This window comes from Mycoplasma sp. 613B (genome assembly GCF_054343485.1).
Genome location: NZ_JBTGVH010000019.1, coordinates 1 through 20,349 on the forward strand (window position 1 = coordinate 1; position 20,349 = coordinate 20,349).

18 protein-coding genes are annotated in these 20,349 nt (G+C 25.4%); 3 read left to right on the forward strand and 15 right to left on the reverse strand.

Features of this window, described 5'->3' with window-relative positions; genetic code table 4:
* The 15 genes from ACXX87_RS03150 to ACXX87_RS03220 form a co-directional block, all read right to left on the reverse strand.
* The coding region (locus tag ACXX87_RS03150) for a DUF262 domain-containing protein (RefSeq protein WP_458573270.1) at nucleotides 1-2,638 on the reverse strand (2,638 nt) is incomplete at its 3' end.
* A 3-nt stretch (nucleotides 2,639-2,641) separates the two neighbouring features.
* Nucleotides 2,642-3,694, reverse strand: coding sequence for a DUF4116 domain-containing protein (locus tag ACXX87_RS03155; protein ID WP_458573271.1), 1,053 nt, complete (start codon nucleotides 3,692-3,694; stop codon nucleotides 2,642-2,644).
* A 1-nt stretch (nucleotide 3,695) separates the two neighbouring features.
* The gene (locus ACXX87_RS03160; RefSeq protein WP_458573272.1) at nucleotides 3,696-5,135 is read right to left on the reverse strand and encodes a DUF4116 domain-containing protein; all 1,440 of its coding nucleotides are present in this window, start codon (nucleotides 5,133-5,135) and stop codon (nucleotides 3,696-3,698) included.
* A 7-nt stretch (nucleotides 5,136-5,142) separates the two neighbouring features.
* Nucleotides 5,143-6,303 (reverse strand): DUF4116 domain-containing protein, encoded by a 1,161-nt coding sequence (locus ACXX87_RS03165; RefSeq protein WP_436359199.1) that lies wholly within the window; start codon nucleotides 6,301-6,303, stop codon nucleotides 5,143-5,145.
* Between the two features lie 264 nt (nucleotides 6,304-6,567).
* Entirely contained in the window at nucleotides 6,568-6,957 is a 390-nt protein-coding gene (locus ACXX87_RS03170; RefSeq protein WP_436359200.1) for a PTS-dependent dihydroxyacetone kinase phosphotransferase subunit DhaM, read from the reverse strand.
* Nucleotides 6,957-7,568 (reverse strand): dihydroxyacetone kinase subunit DhaL, encoded by a 612-nt coding sequence (gene dhaL, locus ACXX87_RS03175; RefSeq protein ID WP_458560427.1) that lies wholly within the window; start codon nucleotides 7,566-7,568, stop codon nucleotides 6,957-6,959. Before dhaL ends, ACXX87_RS03170 begins: the two co-directional genes overlap by 1 nt.
* Nucleotides 7,559-8,542 (reverse strand): dihydroxyacetone kinase subunit DhaK, encoded by a 984-nt coding sequence (gene dhaK / locus ACXX87_RS03180; protein ID WP_436359203.1) that lies wholly within the window; start codon nucleotides 8,540-8,542, stop codon nucleotides 7,559-7,561. Before dhaK ends, dhaL begins: the two co-directional genes overlap by 10 nt.
* Nucleotides 8,543-8,592: 50 nt before the next feature.
* The gene (locus tag ACXX87_RS03185) at nucleotides 8,593-9,351 is read right to left on the reverse strand and encodes an MIP/aquaporin family protein (RefSeq protein WP_458560428.1); all 759 of its coding nucleotides are present in this window, start codon (nucleotides 9,349-9,351) and stop codon (nucleotides 8,593-8,595) included.
* Between the two features lie 10 nt (nucleotides 9,352-9,361).
* A complete protein-coding gene (glpK, locus tag ACXX87_RS03190; protein WP_458561171.1) occupies nucleotides 9,362-10,879 on the reverse strand; it encodes a glycerol kinase GlpK in 1,518 nt (505 codons plus the stop codon).
* 8 nt (nucleotides 10,880-10,887) lie between these two features.
* Nucleotides 10,888-11,619, reverse strand: a complete 732-nt coding sequence (locus ACXX87_RS03195; protein WP_458561170.1) for a glycerophosphodiester phosphodiesterase family protein — start codon at nucleotides 11,617-11,619, stop codon at nucleotides 10,888-10,890.
* A complete protein-coding gene (locus ACXX87_RS03200; RefSeq protein ID WP_458561169.1) occupies nucleotides 11,612-13,003 on the reverse strand; it encodes an MFS transporter in 1,392 nt (463 codons plus the stop codon). The genes ACXX87_RS03195 and ACXX87_RS03200 overlap by 8 nt, the downstream gene beginning before the upstream one ends.
* 16 nt (nucleotides 13,004-13,019) lie before the next feature.
* Complete coding sequence (gene glpO, locus ACXX87_RS03205) at nucleotides 13,020-14,177, reverse strand: type 2 glycerol-3-phosphate oxidase (protein WP_458559572.1); 1,158 nt, start codon at nucleotides 14,175-14,177, stop codon at nucleotides 13,020-13,022.
* 231 nt (nucleotides 14,178-14,408) lie between these two features.
* Nucleotides 14,409-14,702, reverse strand: coding sequence for an HU family DNA-binding protein (locus ACXX87_RS03210; protein WP_436358342.1), 294 nt, complete (start codon nucleotides 14,700-14,702; stop codon nucleotides 14,409-14,411).
* Between the two features lie 1,310 nt (nucleotides 14,703-16,012).
* Nucleotides 16,013-16,408 carry a hypothetical protein gene (locus ACXX87_RS03215; RefSeq protein WP_458560433.1) on the reverse strand — a complete coding sequence of 132 codons (396 nt, stop codon included), beginning with the start codon at nucleotides 16,406-16,408 and terminating at the stop codon, nucleotides 16,013-16,015.
* Nucleotides 16,409-16,825: a hypothetical protein gene (locus ACXX87_RS03220; RefSeq protein WP_458559656.1), complete on the reverse strand. Its 417-nt coding sequence runs from the start codon at nucleotides 16,823-16,825 to the stop codon at nucleotides 16,409-16,411. It abuts the gene before it with no gap.
* Between the two features lie 923 nt (nucleotides 16,826-17,748).
* Between ACXX87_RS03220 and ACXX87_RS03225 the strand changes: the two genes are divergently transcribed.
* The 3 genes from ACXX87_RS03225 (at nucleotide 17,749) to ACXX87_RS03235 (ending at nucleotide 20,248) form a co-directional block, all read left to right on the forward strand.
* Complete coding sequence (locus ACXX87_RS03225; RefSeq protein ID WP_458573273.1) at nucleotides 17,749-18,174, forward strand: hypothetical protein; 426 nt, start codon at nucleotides 17,749-17,751, stop codon at nucleotides 18,172-18,174.
* Complete coding sequence (locus tag ACXX87_RS03230) at nucleotides 18,125-19,861, forward strand: hypothetical protein (protein WP_458573274.1); 1,737 nt, start codon at nucleotides 18,125-18,127, stop codon at nucleotides 19,859-19,861. The genes ACXX87_RS03225 and ACXX87_RS03230 overlap by 50 nt, the downstream gene beginning before the upstream one ends.
* Nucleotides 19,862-20,095: 234 nt before the next feature.
* Nucleotides 20,096-20,248 carry a hypothetical protein gene (locus tag ACXX87_RS03235; protein ID WP_436358351.1) on the forward strand — a complete coding sequence of 51 codons (153 nt, stop codon included), beginning with the start codon at nucleotides 20,096-20,098 and terminating at the stop codon, nucleotides 20,246-20,248.
* Nucleotides 20,249-20,349 lie beyond the last annotated feature (101 nt).

Sequence of the window (20,349 nt, forward strand, 5' to 3'; positions counted from 1 at the left end):
CTTGTCTTAGTAGTGTTGTTTTTTCTTTATTATTTTTATCGGTGATTGAATAACCTTTAAAACTATAATTTGAATCACTTATTCTAAAGTCATTAATTGCTATTTCTTCTTTTTCTTGTAAATTATCTTGTAAAGAAGAGTTATCCACTTTTGTTAGTAAAATTCCATTACCAAGCTGTTGTATATTTTTATTTATATCATTATTATTTTCGTTATCTTTTAAAAGAGATTGAGGTATTGCGTGTTCATAAGAATAATCATCATCATAATTAATAAAATTATTTTCGTTAGCATCACTATTGTAAGTGTTTTTTAATCCATTAGAAAAATGTGCCATTATTCTTCTTAAAATTATAAATTTTTCAGTGTTATTTTCAGTTCATCCTCTATTTTTGAATTCATTTTCCATTTGATTGTCTTTTACAATACTTGTTCATTTAGAAGAGAAATCTGAAAATTGCAACTGTTGATTTAATTCTTTTAAAACGTTTTTAAATTTTTCTATTTTATCTTCTTTTGATGTATCTTGATTTTCTAATATTTCCAAAATTTTCTCTGCAAATTCTATTAAATATTTTCTACCTCAATGTTTATCAAAATGGAATCAAGTTCAATTTAATGATAACTTTTCAAGTTCATATAATAATTGACTAACTAATTTTAAATTCTCTGTATTACCATCGAATATTTTTAGAGATTTAATTATAACGAATATAGGATAAACAAAAATATCTTTAGTTGATTTTCTTGTTATATGTCTTATTTGTTCTCTAATAAAATTTAAATTTTTTAAACTATCTTTTAATTGATCTAAAAAATTAGTATATCTTATATTATCATTTGAAACAGAGTTATTTTGCAAGTTTGTTTTTATTGTATCTATATATATTTTTTTATTTTCTGTTTTTTTTATATCTATATCTAATTTTTTATTTATAATAAATTCAAATATGATAAAGTCTTTTAATAAAATTTCCAACAATAGTTCAGAATAATTTTCATTACTTTTTTTATTTTCTAAAATTTTATCTAAAATGTCAGAAAAGATTTTTTCTTGATAAACTAAACTATTTGAATTTTTTTCTTGTTTATATTTTATTTTATAAAACACTTTTAAAGAATATAGAAATTTTTCTAATAATTCTTTTATAGTTTTATTTTCTTTTTTATTTTCATATCTAAAATATAAATTTCAAGTATTTTCATATATTTTTATACTATCTTCAACAAATTTATCTTCTTCTTTTTCTTTTGGTTCTAACTTTAAATATAAATCATTTTTGAAAATATCTAAAATCTCTAAAGGTTTTGTGTATAAATTGATATTTTTAAATATATTGCTTGTTTCAAAAAAATCTGAAAGTTTTATTTGTGTTAAATTTAATGCTATTTTAGTTAGGAAAAAATCAATTACTTTTTTAATTTCTTTTATTTCTTTATTTTTATATTTATCTTCAATTCATTCACAAATTCAACTAAAGGCATTTTTTATATGATTATTTTCATCTTTTGTTCATTTTACTAATATTTTTGCTAAAACAGAAAGTGAATTGTTTTGATTTTCTTCACTTTCATCTGAAAAATTTAAAAAAGAAAGATTTATTTTATTAGCATCATCTGAGTTTTCTAATTTAGCTGCTTTATATGAATATAACTTAGCAAAAGCAATTAAAATTAAGAAAAAAGTTATACTTCTTTGCTGACCATCAATTATATTCAAACAATCATCATCATCTCTAGTTAATATTATATTATTTAAGAAGATTTTGATGAACTCTGGTTTATCTGTATTATCTGAATTATTACTCTTATAAATCATTTCTAATAGTGCTATTATATTGTCTTTATCTCAAGAATAATCCCTTTGAAAAATAGGTATTCTTATTTTTCGTTTTGAATAATATGATAAATATTCTTTTATATTAATAAAATTCGAAATGATTCCTTTTTTATTTATTTCTTTAAATTCTATATCTTTAGGTTTATTCTCTTTAGAATTTAAAAAAATTCAATATTTTTCATCTAATGGATTAATTTTTATTCAATCAATTTCTTGAACTGTCTTTTCGGTTTTTTCATTTGTATTTGATTTGATTATGGAATCATCGGATTTTAATTGTTCTAAAAAGTCTTTTAAAATTGTTGATCCTTTATCATTTTGCTCTTTAATAATGGTATTTCAAAATCTTAAAGAAAAATCATACTTATCTCTTGGTTCATTATTTTGAGCAATTAAATCATTTATATAATTTTTAAATTCTTTTTCTTCAATTGATTTTAATAATTCAGGATTAATTTTATATTTTGAAACATTTTTTTCTTGTTGTTCTAATTCAATAATCATTTTTAAAGCAATTAATGGAATTTTATATCTTTGAAAAGTATTATCTCAATAAATATTTTTATTATTAAAGTTTTTGTTTTTTATTTTAAGTTGTTTATTTGGAATTCTTTCAATATAAAATTTTATTTTTGAGTTTGCTTTATCTATTTTTATTTTTTCAGTAACTAAAATATCTTCTTCTGTAACTTGTAATTCTCATAGTCTTTTAAAAAATAAATAAAGATCTTCTAGTAAAGTTTTTGTTCCACCACTAAGAGATGTTTTTGCTAATAATTTAATTTTATTGTCTTCCATATTTTAATTATCTCCAAATAGAATCGTTAATAAATCTTTTCTTTTTGAGCAAATCTTTTTTACTTCTTTTATAAAATGTTCATCATTTTTAAATTGAGGCAGAACAAAGTTAAAAATTAATGGATTTAATGCAATTAGTTCTAACATAAAATCTTTATTATGTATTAATTCTGAATCTAGAAAATAAATAATGGTTGCATATTCATAAAATTTAGATAATACTTCAATTGTGTTTTTATTTTCAAGCGCAATTCAGAATTTGTTTGTAATTGCTTTTTTAACTATTTGTTTATTATTTCTTATTCTTTTTGAAGCAAGATTTAAATATTTCATTCCATTATCAATAGCTGCATTGATAATATCTTCATCATTTTTTAACTCATCTGAAGCATATTCAAGAGCAAATCAATTATTATTAATAGCTTCTAGTATTACTTCTTTATCATTTTTGAGTTTATCTGAAGCATATTTAATATTTAATCAATGTTTTTTTACTTCTTCTAAAATAAATGCTTTATTATTTTTTAAGTTATCTGAAACATATTGCAAGGCATGAGAACCATATTTTGAAGCTAATTCAAGCATAAATTCTTTATTGTTTCTCAAACAATAAGGTATATATTTAAATGCTTGTTCGTTATTTTTAATAGCTTCTAAAATTATGTCTTTATCATGCTTAATTTCTTGTGAAGCAGCATATAAATTAATTCCATTTAGTTTTACTGCTTGCAGCATTACTTCTTTATTGTTTTTAAAATGATTTGGAATTACTTCTATAGATAAAGCATCTTTTTTTAATAAATTCAAAATAAACTCTTTATTATTTTTTAATCTATCTGAAATAAAAAGGAAGATTGCTTCCATATATTCATCTAGTGATGATAAAATGAATTCTTCATTGTCTTTTATATCAGAAGATAATAAAGAAAAATAAAAGGAATTAGTTTTAATTGCTTCTAAAACAAATTCTTTATCAGTTAAAGCATTTTCATTTTTTAATTGTATACCTAATTCTTTTAATCTTTCTTTTTCTTTTTTAAAATCTATAGTATTCATATTAGTCCTCTTTTTTATAAGTATTTAGTGAAATACTTTGTAATTTTTGTTTAATTAATTTTTTAATTTCTAGATCGTTTTTTAACTCTACAGGTATAGAAGGGAAAATATAAGGATTTAATTCTAATGCTTGTAAAACAAATTCTTTGTTGGTTTTTAATTCATTTGGAATTGTTTCAAAATTTGTTGCATTATCTTTAATAGAAGGTAAAATAACTAATTCTTTATTATTTTTTAATTCTTTTTTCAATTCTTCTGAAGCATATTCAAAAGCTTTTCAATAGTCTTTAGTAGCTTCTAAAACAACTTCTTTATTATCTTTCAATTCTTTAGAAGCATATTTTAACGCAAGACCATCTTTTTTAACAGCTTCTAAAACAACTTCTCTATCGTTTTTAAAGTTATCACAAGCATATTTTAATGCGTGAGCATCTTGTTTAATTGCTTCTAGTACTACTTCTTTATCGTTTTTGAAGTTATCACAAGCATATTTTAATGCGTGAGCATCTTGTTTAATTGCTTCTAGCACTACTTCTTTATCATTATTAAAATTATTAGCAAATTTTAATGCAAGACCTGATGTTTTAACTATTTTTAAAATAAATTCTCTATTATTCTTTAAATTATGTGAGGCATATTGAAAACTTTTACCAACGTTTTTAACTGCTTCTAAAACTATTTCTCTATCATTTTTTAGTTCACCTGAAACATATTGTAATGCTCAAGCAGATTCTTTAATTGCTTCTAAAACTATTTCTTTGTCATTTTTGAAGCTATCTGAAGCAAATTCTAATGAAATACCAGATTCTTTAACCGCTTCTAAAACAAATTCTTTATCGTTTTTTAAATTATCTGAAGCATATTTTAATGCATAACCAATTTGTTTAACTGCTTCTAAGACAACTTCTTTATCATTTTTTAATTCTTCTGAAGCATATTTTAATGCATAACCAATTTGTTTAACAACCTCTAAAACAAATTTTTTGTCGTTTTTTAAGTTATAAGAAGCGTATTTTAAATTCCTACTAACTTCTTTGTTATTTTTTAAATCACCTAAAATAAATTGTAATAAATAACCACTTTTTTCTTTAACTGCTTTTAAAATAACTTCTTTCTGGTTTTTAAAGTAATTAGAATTGTATTCATAACTTGATTTAACTAAATCTAAAACAAATTCTTCATCATTTTTTAGTTTATTTGAAGCATAAAATAAAAATCAAAAATTTTTTGTTTTCTTAATTAATTTATTTATGAAATTTTTATTTTCTTTTGCTTTGTCTGATAAAAACGAAAAATATAACCCTTTTTCACTGTATCCTATTTTTTCATTAGTTAAGACATTAAAAACAAATTCTTCATCAGTTAAAGCACCTTCGTTTTCTAATTTTAAACCGAATTCTTTTAATCTTTGTTTTTCTTGTGTAAAATCTATATTATCCATATTTTTATTATTTTTCTCAAGCATTTAATACAATATTTTTCATTTTTTGTTTAAATAGTTCTTTAATTTCTAAATCATTTTTTAATTCTGCTGGTATAGAAGCAAAAATATAAGGATTTACTTCTAATGCTTGTAAAACAAATTCTTTATCGTTTTTTAATTCACTTGCAATTAGTTCAAAATTTCTTGCATCATCTTTAATAGATGGTAAAATCACTAAGTCTTTATTATTTTTTAATTCTTTTTTAATTTTATTTGATGCATATTCCAAAGCTTCTCAACTATGTTTAATAACTTCAACAACAAATTCTTTATTGTTTTTTAACTTATCAGAAGCATGTTCAAAATATTCACCTTTTTTCTTTACAAGTTCTAAAATAAATTCTTTATTATCTTTTAAGTTATCAGGAAAGTCATAAAAATTAGCAACATTAACTACTTTTAAAACAAATTCTTTGTCGTTTTTTAACTTATCAGAAATATATCTATAAGCAAAACCATTTTGTCTGAATCCTTCTAAAGCAACTTCTTCGTCATTTCTCAGTTTTTCTGAAGCATATTCAAACATAAAATAAAGTTTTTTCATTCCTTCTAAAACAAATTCTTTGTCGTTTTTTAAACTAGTGGAAATATATTTAGCAACTCTTATATTTTGCTTAAGTGCTTTTACAACAAATTTTTTATCATTTTTTATTTCATCTGAAGCATAATTTAATGCATAATCTATTTGTTTAACAGCTTCTCAAACTACTTCTTTATCATTTTTCAGATCATCAGCAACATATTTAAGATTTAAACCATTTTGTTGAACAATTTTTAAAACGAATTCTTTATTGTTTTTTAGTTCATCTGAACAATAATCAAAAATTCATCTATCTTTTTTTATAACTTTCAACATAAAGTTTTTATCATTTTTTAGTTTATTTGAAGCATAAAATATAAATAAGTTATTTTTAGTTATCTGAAATAAATTATTTATGAAATTTTTATTTTCTTTTGCTTGGTCTGATAAAAATGAAAAATATAATCCTTTTTCACTATATCCAATTTTTTTATTAGTTAATACATTAAAAACGAATTCTTCATCAGTTAAAGTTTGTTCATTTTCTAATTTTATACCTAACTCTTTTAATCTTTCTTTTTCTTTTTTAAAATCTATATTTTCCATATTATTCTCCTTTAATAATAGTAAAAAACCCTATTAATTTGTTTAATAAGGTTTTTATATAATTTAATTTGGTTGTATTATAAAATTTGAATGAAAAATTAGCAAATTTTAATTTGCTAAGATATATATATATATATATATATGAGTTATTTTAAGAGATAGTCCTTTTTCATTTTTCATTTTTCTCCTTAATACTTTTTAATTATATCATTTTTTGGTTCTAAAAATAGAAAAACCCACTATAAAGTGGGCTTAAAAGTAAGATTATTTTACAATTTGTTCTTCACTTGCTGATACTACGGAGTCAAAATTCGCTCCAGAGTTTGCAAGCACATAAGCAGAGAAACAATTTTCAACAATAGAACCGTGAGAAACGTGAATTTGTTTGTCACTTACCATACTGATAATTGCTTGTGCACTTAAAGTAGCTGAACCTAAATCAGAAAATATTACTACTTCTTTGATATCGTTGTTTGCTTCGATGATTTCAAGTAGTTTTAAAGGTTCAGTTCCTAAATCTTTTCCATCATTAATTCCACCTAATGCTTCTATTTTAATATTATTTTCATCAATAGGAAGCATTTTAGTTAAGTATTCTTTAATTGTTTGTGCTAATTTATTGTAATGAGAAATAATAATAAATAATTTCTTCATTATAATCCTTTAATTAAGTTTTTAATAATAATATAACTTGAATAAGAACCTGGATCAATTGTGCCAGATGATCTTTCTTTTAAGTATGATGCTCTTCCTTTGGTTGCAACTAAATCTTTAGTATTTTGCACTAAAGAATAAACATAATCAATTGTTGAATCAAATTCATTTGCATCTAATGTTTCTTTTGAAGCTAAATAAGTTTCAAGTGGTTTTCAAACATCATACATTGTTTTTTCATTTAAAGTTACTTTTCCAAGCATTTCAAGTGATTTTGTAAAACTGGAAACTAAAATTTTAAATTCGCTAAATGTAAAAGTTTCATGTCCTTTTAATGCATTAGCAGAATTCATAAATGCCATTCCATATAAAGGACCAGAAGCACCTCCTACTTTTGACATTAGTGATCTTCCAACTAAAGTTAAATATGTAGGTAAATCTACTTGTTCAAAATGAATGTTAGAAACTTCAGTAAAACCTCTAACCATATTAAATCCATGATCACCATCACCAATAGTTTGATCTAAAGTAGAAATATAATCTTCATTTTCTTTTAACTCTTTGGCAATGTTTTTCATTGCATCAGTTAAATTAGAATAACTTATTTTCAACTTTTCACCTCTGTTGGTTCATCTAATAATGATTTAAGCTCATCATCTAGTTTTAGTAAAGAAATTGAAAATCCTTGCATTTCAAGTGAAGTCATAAAATTTCCAACATGAGAACTATAAATAGAAACATTTTTAGTTGCTAAATAATCATGAATATCGTTAGTTGCTATAAATAATTCCATTTCAGGTGTTCCACCTAAACCGTTCACCATTAAAGCAACTTCTGAGTTTTTATAATCATAATCTTTTAAAATTAAATCTAACATTTCTTTAACAATTTCTTTTGATGATTTAATTTTTTCTCTTTTAATTCCTGGTTCACCATGAATTCCAAGACCAAATTCAATTTCATCTGCTGCTAATGAAAATGATTCTTTTCCTGTTGTTGGAATATAAATAGAGTTTAAAGAAATTCCAAATGATCTAACATTTTGAATTACTTTTTGTGCTACTCTTTTTACTTCTTGTAATGAAGCTCCTTTTTGAGCTAATGCTCCTGCAATTTTGTGTACAAATACTGTTCCAGCGATCCCTCTTCTTCCAATAGTTCAAGTGGAATTTTCTACTGCAACATCATCATCAACTAATACAGTTTCTACATTTTTACCATTTGCTTGAGCTAGTTGTTGTGCTATTTCAAAGTTTAGTTTGTCTCCTGTGTAATTTTTAATAATTAATAAAGTACCATTTTTTGAATCTAAAGCATTTATTGCTGCTTCAACTTGATCTGGTGTAGGAGAGGTAAATACTTCTCCTGCAACAGCAGCACTAAGCATACCATTACCTACAAATCCCATATGTGCTGGTTCATGTCCTGAACCACCACCTGAAATTAAAGCAACATTATTTTTATTAAATTCAGTATTGTAAATAACATTAAAGTTTTCAACCTTTTTAACTTTTTTGTTAGTTTTTACAATCCCATTAATCATTTCTAAAACTATATCTTCTTTTTTATTTAATATTTTTTTCATATAATAAATTCCTTTATTGATTAATTATTTTATTTTTTATAAGTTGGTAATTAAGCTGCAACTGGAATTAAAGCTAAAGCACCAATAATTGCACCAGCTAATGAAGGAGCAACAACTGGAATTCATGAGTATGATCAGTTTCCTCCAACATGTTCGCTTTTTCTATTTGCTAATAATGTTTTTTCCATTAAAGCATAAACCATTCTTGGACCTAAATCCCTTGCTGGGTTAATTGCATAACCTGTTGATGAACCAAGTGAAGCACCAATTGCTACAACAATTAATGTTACTGGAACTGGACCAAGTGATGCTAATCCTATTTTATTTCCACCTTTACCAAATGCTAATACTAATCCAACAAGTAATAATGTTCCTACTAATTCATAAGAGAAGTTAAAAATAGTTGCTTTTTCTTTATTTGCAAAAGCAGGTCCTGTACAGTGTACTCCTCTTAATGTAGCTAAATCTGTTTCTTGAATGTGTTTTCAATTAATGAAGTTTAAAAGCATTTGTCCTGTCATTGCACCTAAAATTTGCACAGGAATATATGTTAAAATTAATGGATCACTTAACTTGCTACTTACAGCAACAAAAAATGTGACTGCTGGATTTAAATGAGCTGATCCACCAAGAGATAATGAAACTATTACCCCTGCAAATACAGCTAAACCTCATCCTAAAATGATAACGATCCATTTTCCAGATTGGTTCGCAAACATTCTCTTCATGGAAACGCTGTATCCAACACCGTTACCAAGAAGAATTAGAACTAAAGTTCCTAAAAATTCTGATAAAATATCTAATCTCATTGTTTTTCTCCTATTCTATATCTTTTGTTCAGTTTAAAGTTTTTTTAACAGCTGTATCTCAACCTTTGATTAAAGCATCAATTTCATTTTGTGCTAATTGTGGTTTAAATACTTTGTCAATTTTGTTTATTTTTTTGATTTCTTCTAGATCTTTTCAGTAACCAACAGCTAATCCAGCTAGATATGAAGCACCTAAAGCTGTTGTTTCGATATTTGAAGGTCTTTCTACTTTTAAATTAGAAATTGAAGATTGGAATTGCATTAAGTAATTTGAATTTGATGCTCCTCCATCTACTTTTAATAAAATAATTGGTTTTTCTAAATCTTTTTCCATTGCTTTAATTAAATCGTTTGATTGGTAAGCAATCGCATCAAGAGTTGCTTTAATTAAGTGTTCTCTTTTGGTTCCTCTTTCTAAACCAAAAATAGCACCTCTTGAATATGAATCTCAATAAGGAGCTCCAAGTCCTGTAAATGATGGAACCATATATACTCTTTGATCATCATTTACAAGTGAAGCAAAGAAGTCTGATTCTGCTGAGTTATATAAAATTCTTAGTGAATCTCTTAGTCATTGAATTGCTGCTCCAGCGATAAACACTGAACCTTCAAGAGCATAGACTGTTTTGTTGTCTCCTAGTTTTCAAGCAATTGTGGTTAGTAATTTATTTTTACTTTTAACTGGAGTGTGCCCTGTATTTACAAGTGTAAAACATCCTGTTCCGTAAGTATTTTTAACCATTCCTACTTCTGTACATAATTGTCCAAAGAGAGCTGACTGTTGATCTCCTGCAACTCCAGTGATTGGAACTTGTCCTTTAGCTTTGTTAGATCAATGATGAGGACTTACAACTCCATAGTGTCCGGATGAAGATTTTACTTCTGGTAAAATTTCTTTTGGAATTTCAAGTAAATCTAAAATTTCTTGATCTCAGTCTAAAGTATGAATGTTAAATAACATAGTTCTTGAAGCGTTAGAAACGTCAGTTGCATGAACTTTACCATCGGTTAATTTTCACATTAATCAAGTGTCAATTGTTCCTGCAAGTAATTTTCCTTCTTTTAATTTTGTTTTTGCTTCTTCTACATTTTTAAGAATTCAACGAATTTTTGTTCCACTAAAATATGGGTTAATAATTAATCCAGTTTTATCACTAAAGAAGTCTGATAATCCTTTTTCAATTAATGTTTCACAATAATCTGTTGTTCTTCTATCTTGTCACACAATCGCGTTATATACAGGTAAACCTGTTTCTTTATCTCATAAAACAACTGTTTCCCTTTGGTTTGTAATCCCTAAAGCGACAATATCGTGGGATTTAATTTTTGCTTTGTGTTTTGCACTTTGCATTGTTGAAAGTTGTGTATTTCAAATTTCTAATGGATCATGTTCCACTCAACCAGATTTTGGGAAGTATTGTGTAAATTCACTTTGACTACTTGCTTTAATATTTCCATTATGGTCTACCACTAGTGTTCTACAGGAAGTGGTACCTGAATCTAATGTGATAATAAATTTATCTTTCATTTTTCTCCTTATTTGTTTTTTTCAAATTTATAATTACTAATTTGAGCATAAACAATTTTATCGTTTAAATATTCGTTGTATTTTTTTTGATCTTTAAGAGTTCATAACATTAAAGGCATGTTAATTTTTTGATAACGTTTTTTATCTTTATCATATAAAACCGTTCAAGGATTTAAGAATTGACACACTTGTTTCATTTCATCTATAGAAACTGATTGGAATTGAGTTTCTGTTCAAAATAGAAATCCAAGTTGATATTTTGAACTTAACTTGTGCATATTTCTAAGCGTTTGAAAGTTAAAAGATGAAAAAACTATTTTTTGAAAATATGCTTGTCCATATTTGTTTGCAAGTTTGTGTAATTCTTCTTCTATTCCTTTATATTCTTTTTGATCAGTTTTAATTTCAACATTAATAATTTTAAATAAATTTAAGTATTTATCTAAAAATTCTTCTAATGTGAGTATTGTTTGTTTTCTTGTACTTTTTTTAAAAAAGAGGCTGTGATCATCTTTTTTAAGTTCTTCCAAAGTACAAAATTCAATTTCTTTTTTAGTTAATGCTGTTCTGTTTGTCGTTTCATCATGGATAATAACTAATTTTTTATCTTTAGTTAAATGAACATCAAGTTCAACACCATCAAAATTGAATTGATAAGCCATTTCAAAGGCTAATTCGGTATTTTCTGGGGCAATTGCAGAGTATCCTCTGTGTCCTAAAATTAATTGTTTGTTATGCATTTTCTAATGTTCTCCATCTGTAGTTTGTTTTACCTAATTTTTTAAGTTCAATTGTGTTAGCAATATGCACAGCAAGTCCTGCAAGTAGTCCAAGAAGTGCGATTGCCAATGTAATAACTAAAATAATTTGGTAGCCTTGTATTGAAGTATTATCTGCTCCTGTTGGTGTGTAATATTTACCAACTGCTCCTGTAATTTGGTATAGTCAAGCATCTGTTGAAAAACCAATAAAAGAAAGAACAGCAACACTTGAAGCATAAGAATTTTTTTCTAAGTGAATTTCACCAATTTGAGCATATCTTAAAGTAACCATTGCTCATGAAAGAATTCCTGCTAATAGATAGAGAATTGAACTGAAAACAATTACTCAAACATTTGCTGATTTTGGAACAAAACCAAGTAAGATTATTGCTCCAAGTAGAATAATTCCAATTCCTGTAACAATAATTAAGAAAAGAACATATGATCTAAATTTATCAGCTCATCTTCCTATAAAGGTGGAAACTAATGTTCTTAATCCATAAGTTCTAATTCCTCCTAAAATAGTCACAAGAATCGCTGGTGCTAAGTATCCATTTTGCATTAATTGAATTAAATAGTAAGCAAAAACACTTTGAAATGTATACATACCCATTACAAAAATTGATAATGCTCATAATTTTCAATTTTTTAATGCTTTAAAAACAGAAATTATACTTTTTTTCAATCTAGCTCATGAAGCTTTTTCTGTATCTTTATCTTGTTTTTTCTCTGGAACAAGAATTAGTACAAAGATTGATGTAGCAACTAAAAAGGTTGCAATTAAGAAAGCATAAACAGCAAAAGGTATTGCACTTCCATTTGCTCTTGGAACTCATACATTAGTAACTAATAGTCCTAATAGAAATACAAAGAATAAACCGATAATTCCGTTTGCTGTTCCTTGAATTCCATATGCTAAGCCTTGATTTTCTTTTGTTGTTTGTTGTGAAACAAGTTTTCATAAAGGTGTTCAGAATACAAGAGTAGAACTAACACCTCATAACGCTCAAATTATTGAATATTGAATAAATAATGAATTTGGATTTAAACTTTTTGAATTTCAAATTGTAGCTCCAAATCATAAAGTTATTGCTCCTGTTGAAAAGACAGCGATAGACAACAACCATCTTGAACTGAACTTATTGGCTAAAAAACCGCCAGGAAGTTGAGTAATTAGTGTTACATAACCAATAATTGATGTTAAAGTAGCAACTTGATCTTCTTTAATGTTTAAGTATTCGTGTAAGTTTGGAATGATGTTTTTAATATAGTATGGTGCTGCTATTACAAAAACATCAGAAGCTGCTAAAATTATTAAGGCAATAATTTGTCTTCAGGTTAAACCTTTTAATTTAGCTAACATTTTGCCCTCCTAAAATTTAAAATCTAACTGTATATTTAGGATTAAAGTTTTCTTTTTTAGTTAATTTTAGTCCTGATTCTTCAACTAATTTTGCAATTTCAATAGCAATTGCAGGTGCTGAGGCAATAGCTGGTGATTGCATTCCAGCTGCGTTAATAAATTTTTTGTTATCTTTAGCAGATCTAATAACAAAATCGTTTGTTTCTACATCAATAGGTCTTGAACCTGCTAAAGTCATAATTGTTTTTTCAAGTCTAATTGAAGGAATAATTTCTTTTCCAATTTCTCCAATATAGTCAAATTTTGCTTTTGTAACAAGTCTTGTTTCTTCTTTTGGTACACCTTCTTCAGCAGTAGGTCCCACTAAAACATGTCCATCAAGCATTGGTGCAACAATAACACCTTTTCCGTGAATTGTAGGAACTTTAAAACAAATTGAGTTTACTATTCCACCTTCACTACGTGCTAAAATTCTGTATTCTCCACGTCTTGTTGTTTGTTTAAAGTCGCCATATCCTGCTTTTTGTGCAAGGACATCTGCATAGTGACCAGCAGCATTAATTACAACTTTTGAATGTAATTTTTCGCCACTTTTTAAAGTGATTTCAAATTCATCATTTACATATTTAATATCTGTAACTTCAGAATTGTTTTTTAATGTTGTACCATTTTGTTCACTTGCTCCAAGAAAAGCATATGTCGCTCTTACTGGATCAATTGCTCATGAACTTGTGCATAAAAGTGCTCCATGAACTTTTGGATTAACATTTGGTTCTTTTTTTAGTACTTCTTCTTTAGAAAGCACTTTTAAAAATTCTTTTGGAACTTTATTTGTTAAACCTCTATCATATAACATATGTACATGCTTCATTTCTTCTTCATTAAAAGCTAAAATTAATGAATCAACTTGTGCTCTTGGAAAATCTAAATCTTTAAAAATTTTCTCTCTTCATAACTGATTTCCAAGAACATTTAGTTTAGCTTCGATTTTTCCTGGTTCAGGATCAAAACCACCATGTATTGCACCTGAATTTCCTCTGGAAGTTTCATCTGCAAATACTGGATTTTTTTCTAATAATAGATTTTTCATATTATATTGAGACAACTCATAAGCAATCGAAGCACCTATGATTCCCCCGCCTATAATAATTACATCGTATTTTTCGTTTTTCACAATACCACCTCCCAATTTTTGTGGTAATAATATTATATATAAAAATTGATAAAAATTCAAATTTTTCTTTTATTTGTTCAAAAAATATTATTTAGAATGAACAAATAATTTTTTTATTTGAAAATTACTTAAAAAAATGGGCAAAATAAGTGTTTTTGATTTTTTGATAAAAATAAAAAACATAAACCATAAATACAGTTTATGCTTATTTAATAAATATATTGATATATTTTATGATTTAAAGTCTACTAAATCACGTAAATATTTTGATGGTTTGTATTTAATTGCTCTTTTTTGTGGAACAACTTGTTCTTCACCTGTAAAACTATTTACAATTTTTCTTTGTGATCTAACAACAGTTGAGAAGATTCCAAAGTCAGCTAATGTAACTTTTTCTTCTGCCAATAATTGTTCTTTTAAAACAAATAACATTGTTTCTAAAATATGATCTAGTTGTTTTGGACTAACTTTTAAATTTTCATCTAATCTATCAACTACATCGTTTATAAATTCTTTTTTTGTCATATTTTCCTTTAATTTGCTTTATTTTATAAAATTTAAATATATATAATTTTATACTAAAAATATATTTTTATAGATATTTTTATAAAAATATTAATAATTAGTTAATCTAATTTTATACAAAAATTAAAAATATATCAAATTTTTATTGTTTTTTTTATTAAAACAGAAGAAATTTGTTATGCTTCTTTTGTTAATATAAAGTTTATTTTTTTAAATTTAAATAATGTTTTCAAAGATAATGTTTTTTATTTAAAAAAATTTTCTACAAAAAAATTGAACACATTGCAAAAAAGTGCTATAATAATAGTATAAATACATTTTCACAATCCAAATTAATTAAGATTGACTTAATTAATGAAAAAACTCCATTAATTGCAGTAATGGAGTTTTTATATAAGGTTAGTGGAAAATGTATTAATTTTTTCTATAATTTAATTAATAATAAAATTATAATCAACAAGATTAAAATTCGTTCCACTTTTCAACCTTTATTTTAAATACATTTTTCACCTCCTTATGTGACTAAAATATTAGTCACATTTTAATATTACCACAGAATTTATTTTGTTACGAAAATACGGAAAAAATTGGGATTTTTGGTTTGTTTTTCCTAAAATTTTATTTCATTTAATTAAAATTAATTTATAAATATTATGATTATTTTTTATCTCTTTATTTTCAATAAAGAAGAATATTTTTTCATCATCAAAGAATTAAAACTTAGTTATAATATCTGATTTACTTTTGGCATTAGAAACAAAAAATATTTTAATTATTATTATATATTACTAACGATGGCATTTTGATTAATAATTTGCAAATTTTTTATAAAAATTTTGGAAAAAGTGCTACAATAATAGTGTAATACATTTTCAGATTCCCAATTAATTAAGATTAACTTAATTAATGAAAAAACGCCATTTGGCGTAATGGGAGTTTTTATATAAGGTTGGTGGAAAATGTATTACATTACTTTATAATTTAATTAATATTAGAATTATAATTATTAAAATTAAAATTCTCTCCACTTTTTTTAACTAAGTGGAATAATTTTCTCGGTGTTACCACCGAGAAATTTTTTAATTTTAAAAGAAAGGACTTTCATCTTTTTTATTTTTTTTGAAATTGATTGAATACTCTCAATTTCATAATTCACTATGGTCATTAATGATTTTTAATAAATTTTAATATTGTCTAAAGTCCATTATTTCTTTCAGTATTTTTTTCATTTTCTCTCCGCTCTTTATTTCTGATATTTTAAGTTGTCTCCGGACTTTATCTCCGTTTCTTTCTTTTGTTTCCGGTAATTGTTAATTTGTCTCCATTTTTTTAAAATAGTCAATAAAATAAGTATCTAAAATGTCTTTATTAGGTGCTTTTTTAATTAACTTTTTAATTGTTCTAAATTTTGCTACTTTGTAATACAAAGCAAATGCTACGCTCTCTTGCTGTTCTTCTGTAAGGTGGTATTTCTTGCTTCATTTTCTAAATGTCTTTTTTTGTTTGTCATTTAGTAAAAAGTCCATTCCTAGTTCTTGCTGATTTTCTTTTAACTCCTGCTTTGCCTCTTTGATTGCTCTTCTCTCTATGCTTTTTTCTGTATCTTTGCTGATTTTGATATATTTATTTTTAAACATTACAAGCAAGGAAACAAATGCAAAATATGCCCGTTCATTGATGTACTTCTCTTTTAATTGTTTAGTCATTTATGCTCTTAAAAAATTATTAATTATTACAATATTTAAGTTAAAATTAACAGCAACATACATACTTATAATGGAGTCGAATTTTTCATACCCTACTTGCTTAAATAAGGTAGGTAATAATTCCATTGTTTTTTGTCTTTCTTCGTCAACCATACCTGCTAGGAGCATTACTTTTATTAGTCTTCTTTCGTCAGAACCGAACTTTCTATTGCTTAAAACTGAACTTTCTATTTCTTCCATTATTTTAAGCATTTTCTCGCTTGCTGCTTTTTGTCATAAATATTCCATTCCTTGTTTCATTAATTTTATTTCTCAGTCTTCATCGTCTGCAGTCATATAGAATGCCCTATCTGTATAATATTTATAAGCTTTTATTGCTTCGTTTAGCAGTCATCTATATAATTGGTCTATATTCATTTTATTTTTCTCCTTGTTCTGTTTCTAATAAAATATATAAATCACCAAAATTAACTGAAATATACATTTCTATAATAGGTTGAATATCGTTTGTTCCTGCTGCTTCAATTAATGCTGGTAATAATTCCATTGTTTTTTGTTGAAGGCTTGGGCACCCAAGTCCTCCTAGCATCATTAGTTTTATTGTTTGTTTATGATTTCAATTAAGTCATTTATAAAAACTAATTTTTTCTATTTCTTTCATTATTTTAATCATTTTCTCGTTTGCTGCTTTTGGTCATAAATAGTCAACCTCATTTAAAGCACTATTTACTTTTTTTTCTCAATTTTCTTCTGCAACTACTTTATTTTCTCTTACTAAACGTCTATAATTACCAATTGCTCTTTCTAATAAGACTTCGTTTAATTTTCATATGTTCATTTTTATTTCTCTCTTTCTATAATTTCTTAAATCTTTCAAAATAGGAACCTTTAGTGGACAATTTGACCCAGGTAGAACACAAGAACAGTATGAAACAACAGTAACTGAAGCAACTAAAAAATTTAAAGAAAAACAAGCTACAGCTAAAACTACTATTGATGGATTAAGTCATTTAAGTGAAGCACAAAAAACAGAATATAAAAATCAAATTGATGCAACTTTAACAACTGAAAATGCAGATATTAATTCAATTAATAGAATTGTTGGTAATGCAGAAGTTAAAAACAGAGAAGCAGAAGAATTAGCGAGTGCTAAAGCATCAGCTCTTGTAGTAGCTAATAACTTAAAACCACAAAATGAAGGTGGTACAAGAGAACAGGTTGTAAAAGATATTGAAGCAACTACAAAAGTTTCAGAAGTAAATATATTAAAACAAAATGCACAAACTTTAATTGACAATTCCAGAAAAGCAGCAAAAACTGAAGTTCTTAAACTAAGAGGATTGGATGAAGGTGGTGATCAAACTTATGAAAACTACAATAATAAATTAACACAAGCAGGCAACGATCAACTCAAACTAGATAGTCTCAAAGAAGAAGCTGAACATAAATTTAACACCGTAGCAAGTGTTGCTAAAGGTAAGATTAACGGATTACCAGAAGGGGAAGACAAAAACAATTTAGTTAGAAAATGACAACAAATGTTAAATGGACCTGCTGATGATAAAACAATTACTAAGGTAAAAGAAATTGATGCTGAAGTAACAGCAGTAATTAACAAAATCGATAGAGAAAGAGAACTTCCTTCACTTAAAGAATATATAGATATGTTACTAGATGGAAATGCTATTAAAAATAATGCCAACCAATTCTATAATAATGCAATTAAACCTAATTCAACTGCAACAGGAAAAGATCTTAGAGATTAAAGGTCAAATAACTAATGAATTAAAAAGATTAAATAGAGAAGCGCAAACATATATAACTAATAAATTAGCTGGTGATACTAGCGGAACAAAAGAAACTTTAATTACAGAACTTAATAGACATGTATTAAGTCAAGCTGATATTGAAGTTAAAAAAGCACAAGCAGATGAAATCTTTAATGCTAAAAAAACAGAAGTATTATTATATGCTGAAAAATTAAGTGATGCTAATAAAAATACTATTACTGAAAATGTAAATCGTAATAGCGATGGTTCTGTACAACCAGCAGAAAGTATTGAAAGATTAAATCAAATTTTAGCTCAAGCAAAAACTTTAAAACAAAAAGAAGATCAACCTAAAATACAAACTGCTTATGATGCTGCTAATGATTCTGTTAATAAAATAAAAATGAGTGTTCAAAATAGTGATGGAAGTTTTGATTATACATATTATAATAAAGGTGTTGCATTAGAGCAAAGACTAAAAAGAGCAAAAAGTGAGAAAAATCTCGAAGAATTACAACATATTAAAGAAGATGCAGAAAAAATATGAAATCCTATCAAAGATGAAGCAATTGCTCAAGCTTTAAATATTCAAAATTCTATTAAAAGAGAGGAAAGAATTAATCAAATTAATAATGCATATAATATTAGTGAATTGAAACAACAAATGAATTATATAAAAAATGATGTAACAACTGAAAACAACCAATATGCTGCTTTAAGACAACCAGCAAGAGATGCAATCGCTAAACTTAATGGAGATGAAGCAGATAAAGATAGATTAACAAAACTATTAGATTCAACAATTGATAGTAGTGAAATAGAAAGAATTAAAACTGAAGCAGAAAAAATCTTTAATGATAAATTAATTGCTGTTAAAGCAAAAATTACTAATAAAAATGATTATAGTCAAGATCAAAAAACTGCTAAATATAATGAATTAAATAGTAAAACAGATATTGAAGGAATAATAAGTGTTGAAAAAGCGGTTGATTCATATAATTCAACAAACGATCCTTTAACAAACGAAAAACAAGCAATTATAGACAGAATGTATACTCAAGGAATAACTCCACCAAGCGGTTCTTCTTCTTCTGTAATATCTTATGCTTTACGTCCACAAGAAATTGAAACTTATATTAATAGAGTTAAAGAAGCTTCAACAATTCAAGATGCTAATGCTATTGAACTTGAATATGCACTTAATTCAGTATTTGATACAAGAAGACTTACACATCTTAAAAATAAAGTTACAAACGATATTAATGCTAAATTAAGTAGCAATCAAGTTGATAATTGACGTAGTTATTGAAGAACAGATATTTTACCAGCACCATCTATTAATGAACTTGGTAAAAAATATGTTAACTATAGACAAAATAATAATATAGGTAAACCAGAAAATCAATCAAGTGAAGAGTTTAGAAAAGATTTATTAAGAGATTGACATAAATGAGCCCAAGAACCTGCAATTGAATGAGCAAAAGGACTTGTTAAACAATCTACTAATATGACAATAGAAAGAAAATACACTGCACTCAATGAATTAAGTCAAGTAACATCATTATTTGACTTCACAGATTGATTGAGTAAAAATCATTCTTATGACAATATTATCCCTAATTCACTTCCACAAAATACAAATATTAGATTCTATGATGGACAAAATTATACAGAATTGAAATAACATCCAAAAACACAGAGCAAATCTGTGTTTTTCTTTATTAATATATTAATAAATATTAAATAATTAAAGAGTTATAGATTTCTATACTAGGGGTTTTTAAATATTTTGTTTAATATATAAGTAATAATATTTATATCTTTATTTAAGTAAAAATAAGTATTAATAATTTATATACTAATATTTTAATTTAAAATGCTATAATTATATAAAATAATATAATATTTAGGTGATAAAATGAGTAAAGAAGAAAGAAATTCATTAATAAAAAAAGCAATAGACAATTTAAAAAATAAAGATATTAATGAATTACCACAAATAATGGAAAGAAATGAAAAAGGTTCCTGAAAAAGAATGCAAGAATGCATGAAAAACTTATCTAAATTATAATTTATTTATAACTAAAGAAAATATCTCCAATAATTAATTATTGGAGGCTTAATTGTAAGATCAAGTGCACCACTTTAAAGTAAAATTTAAAGTATGGGACA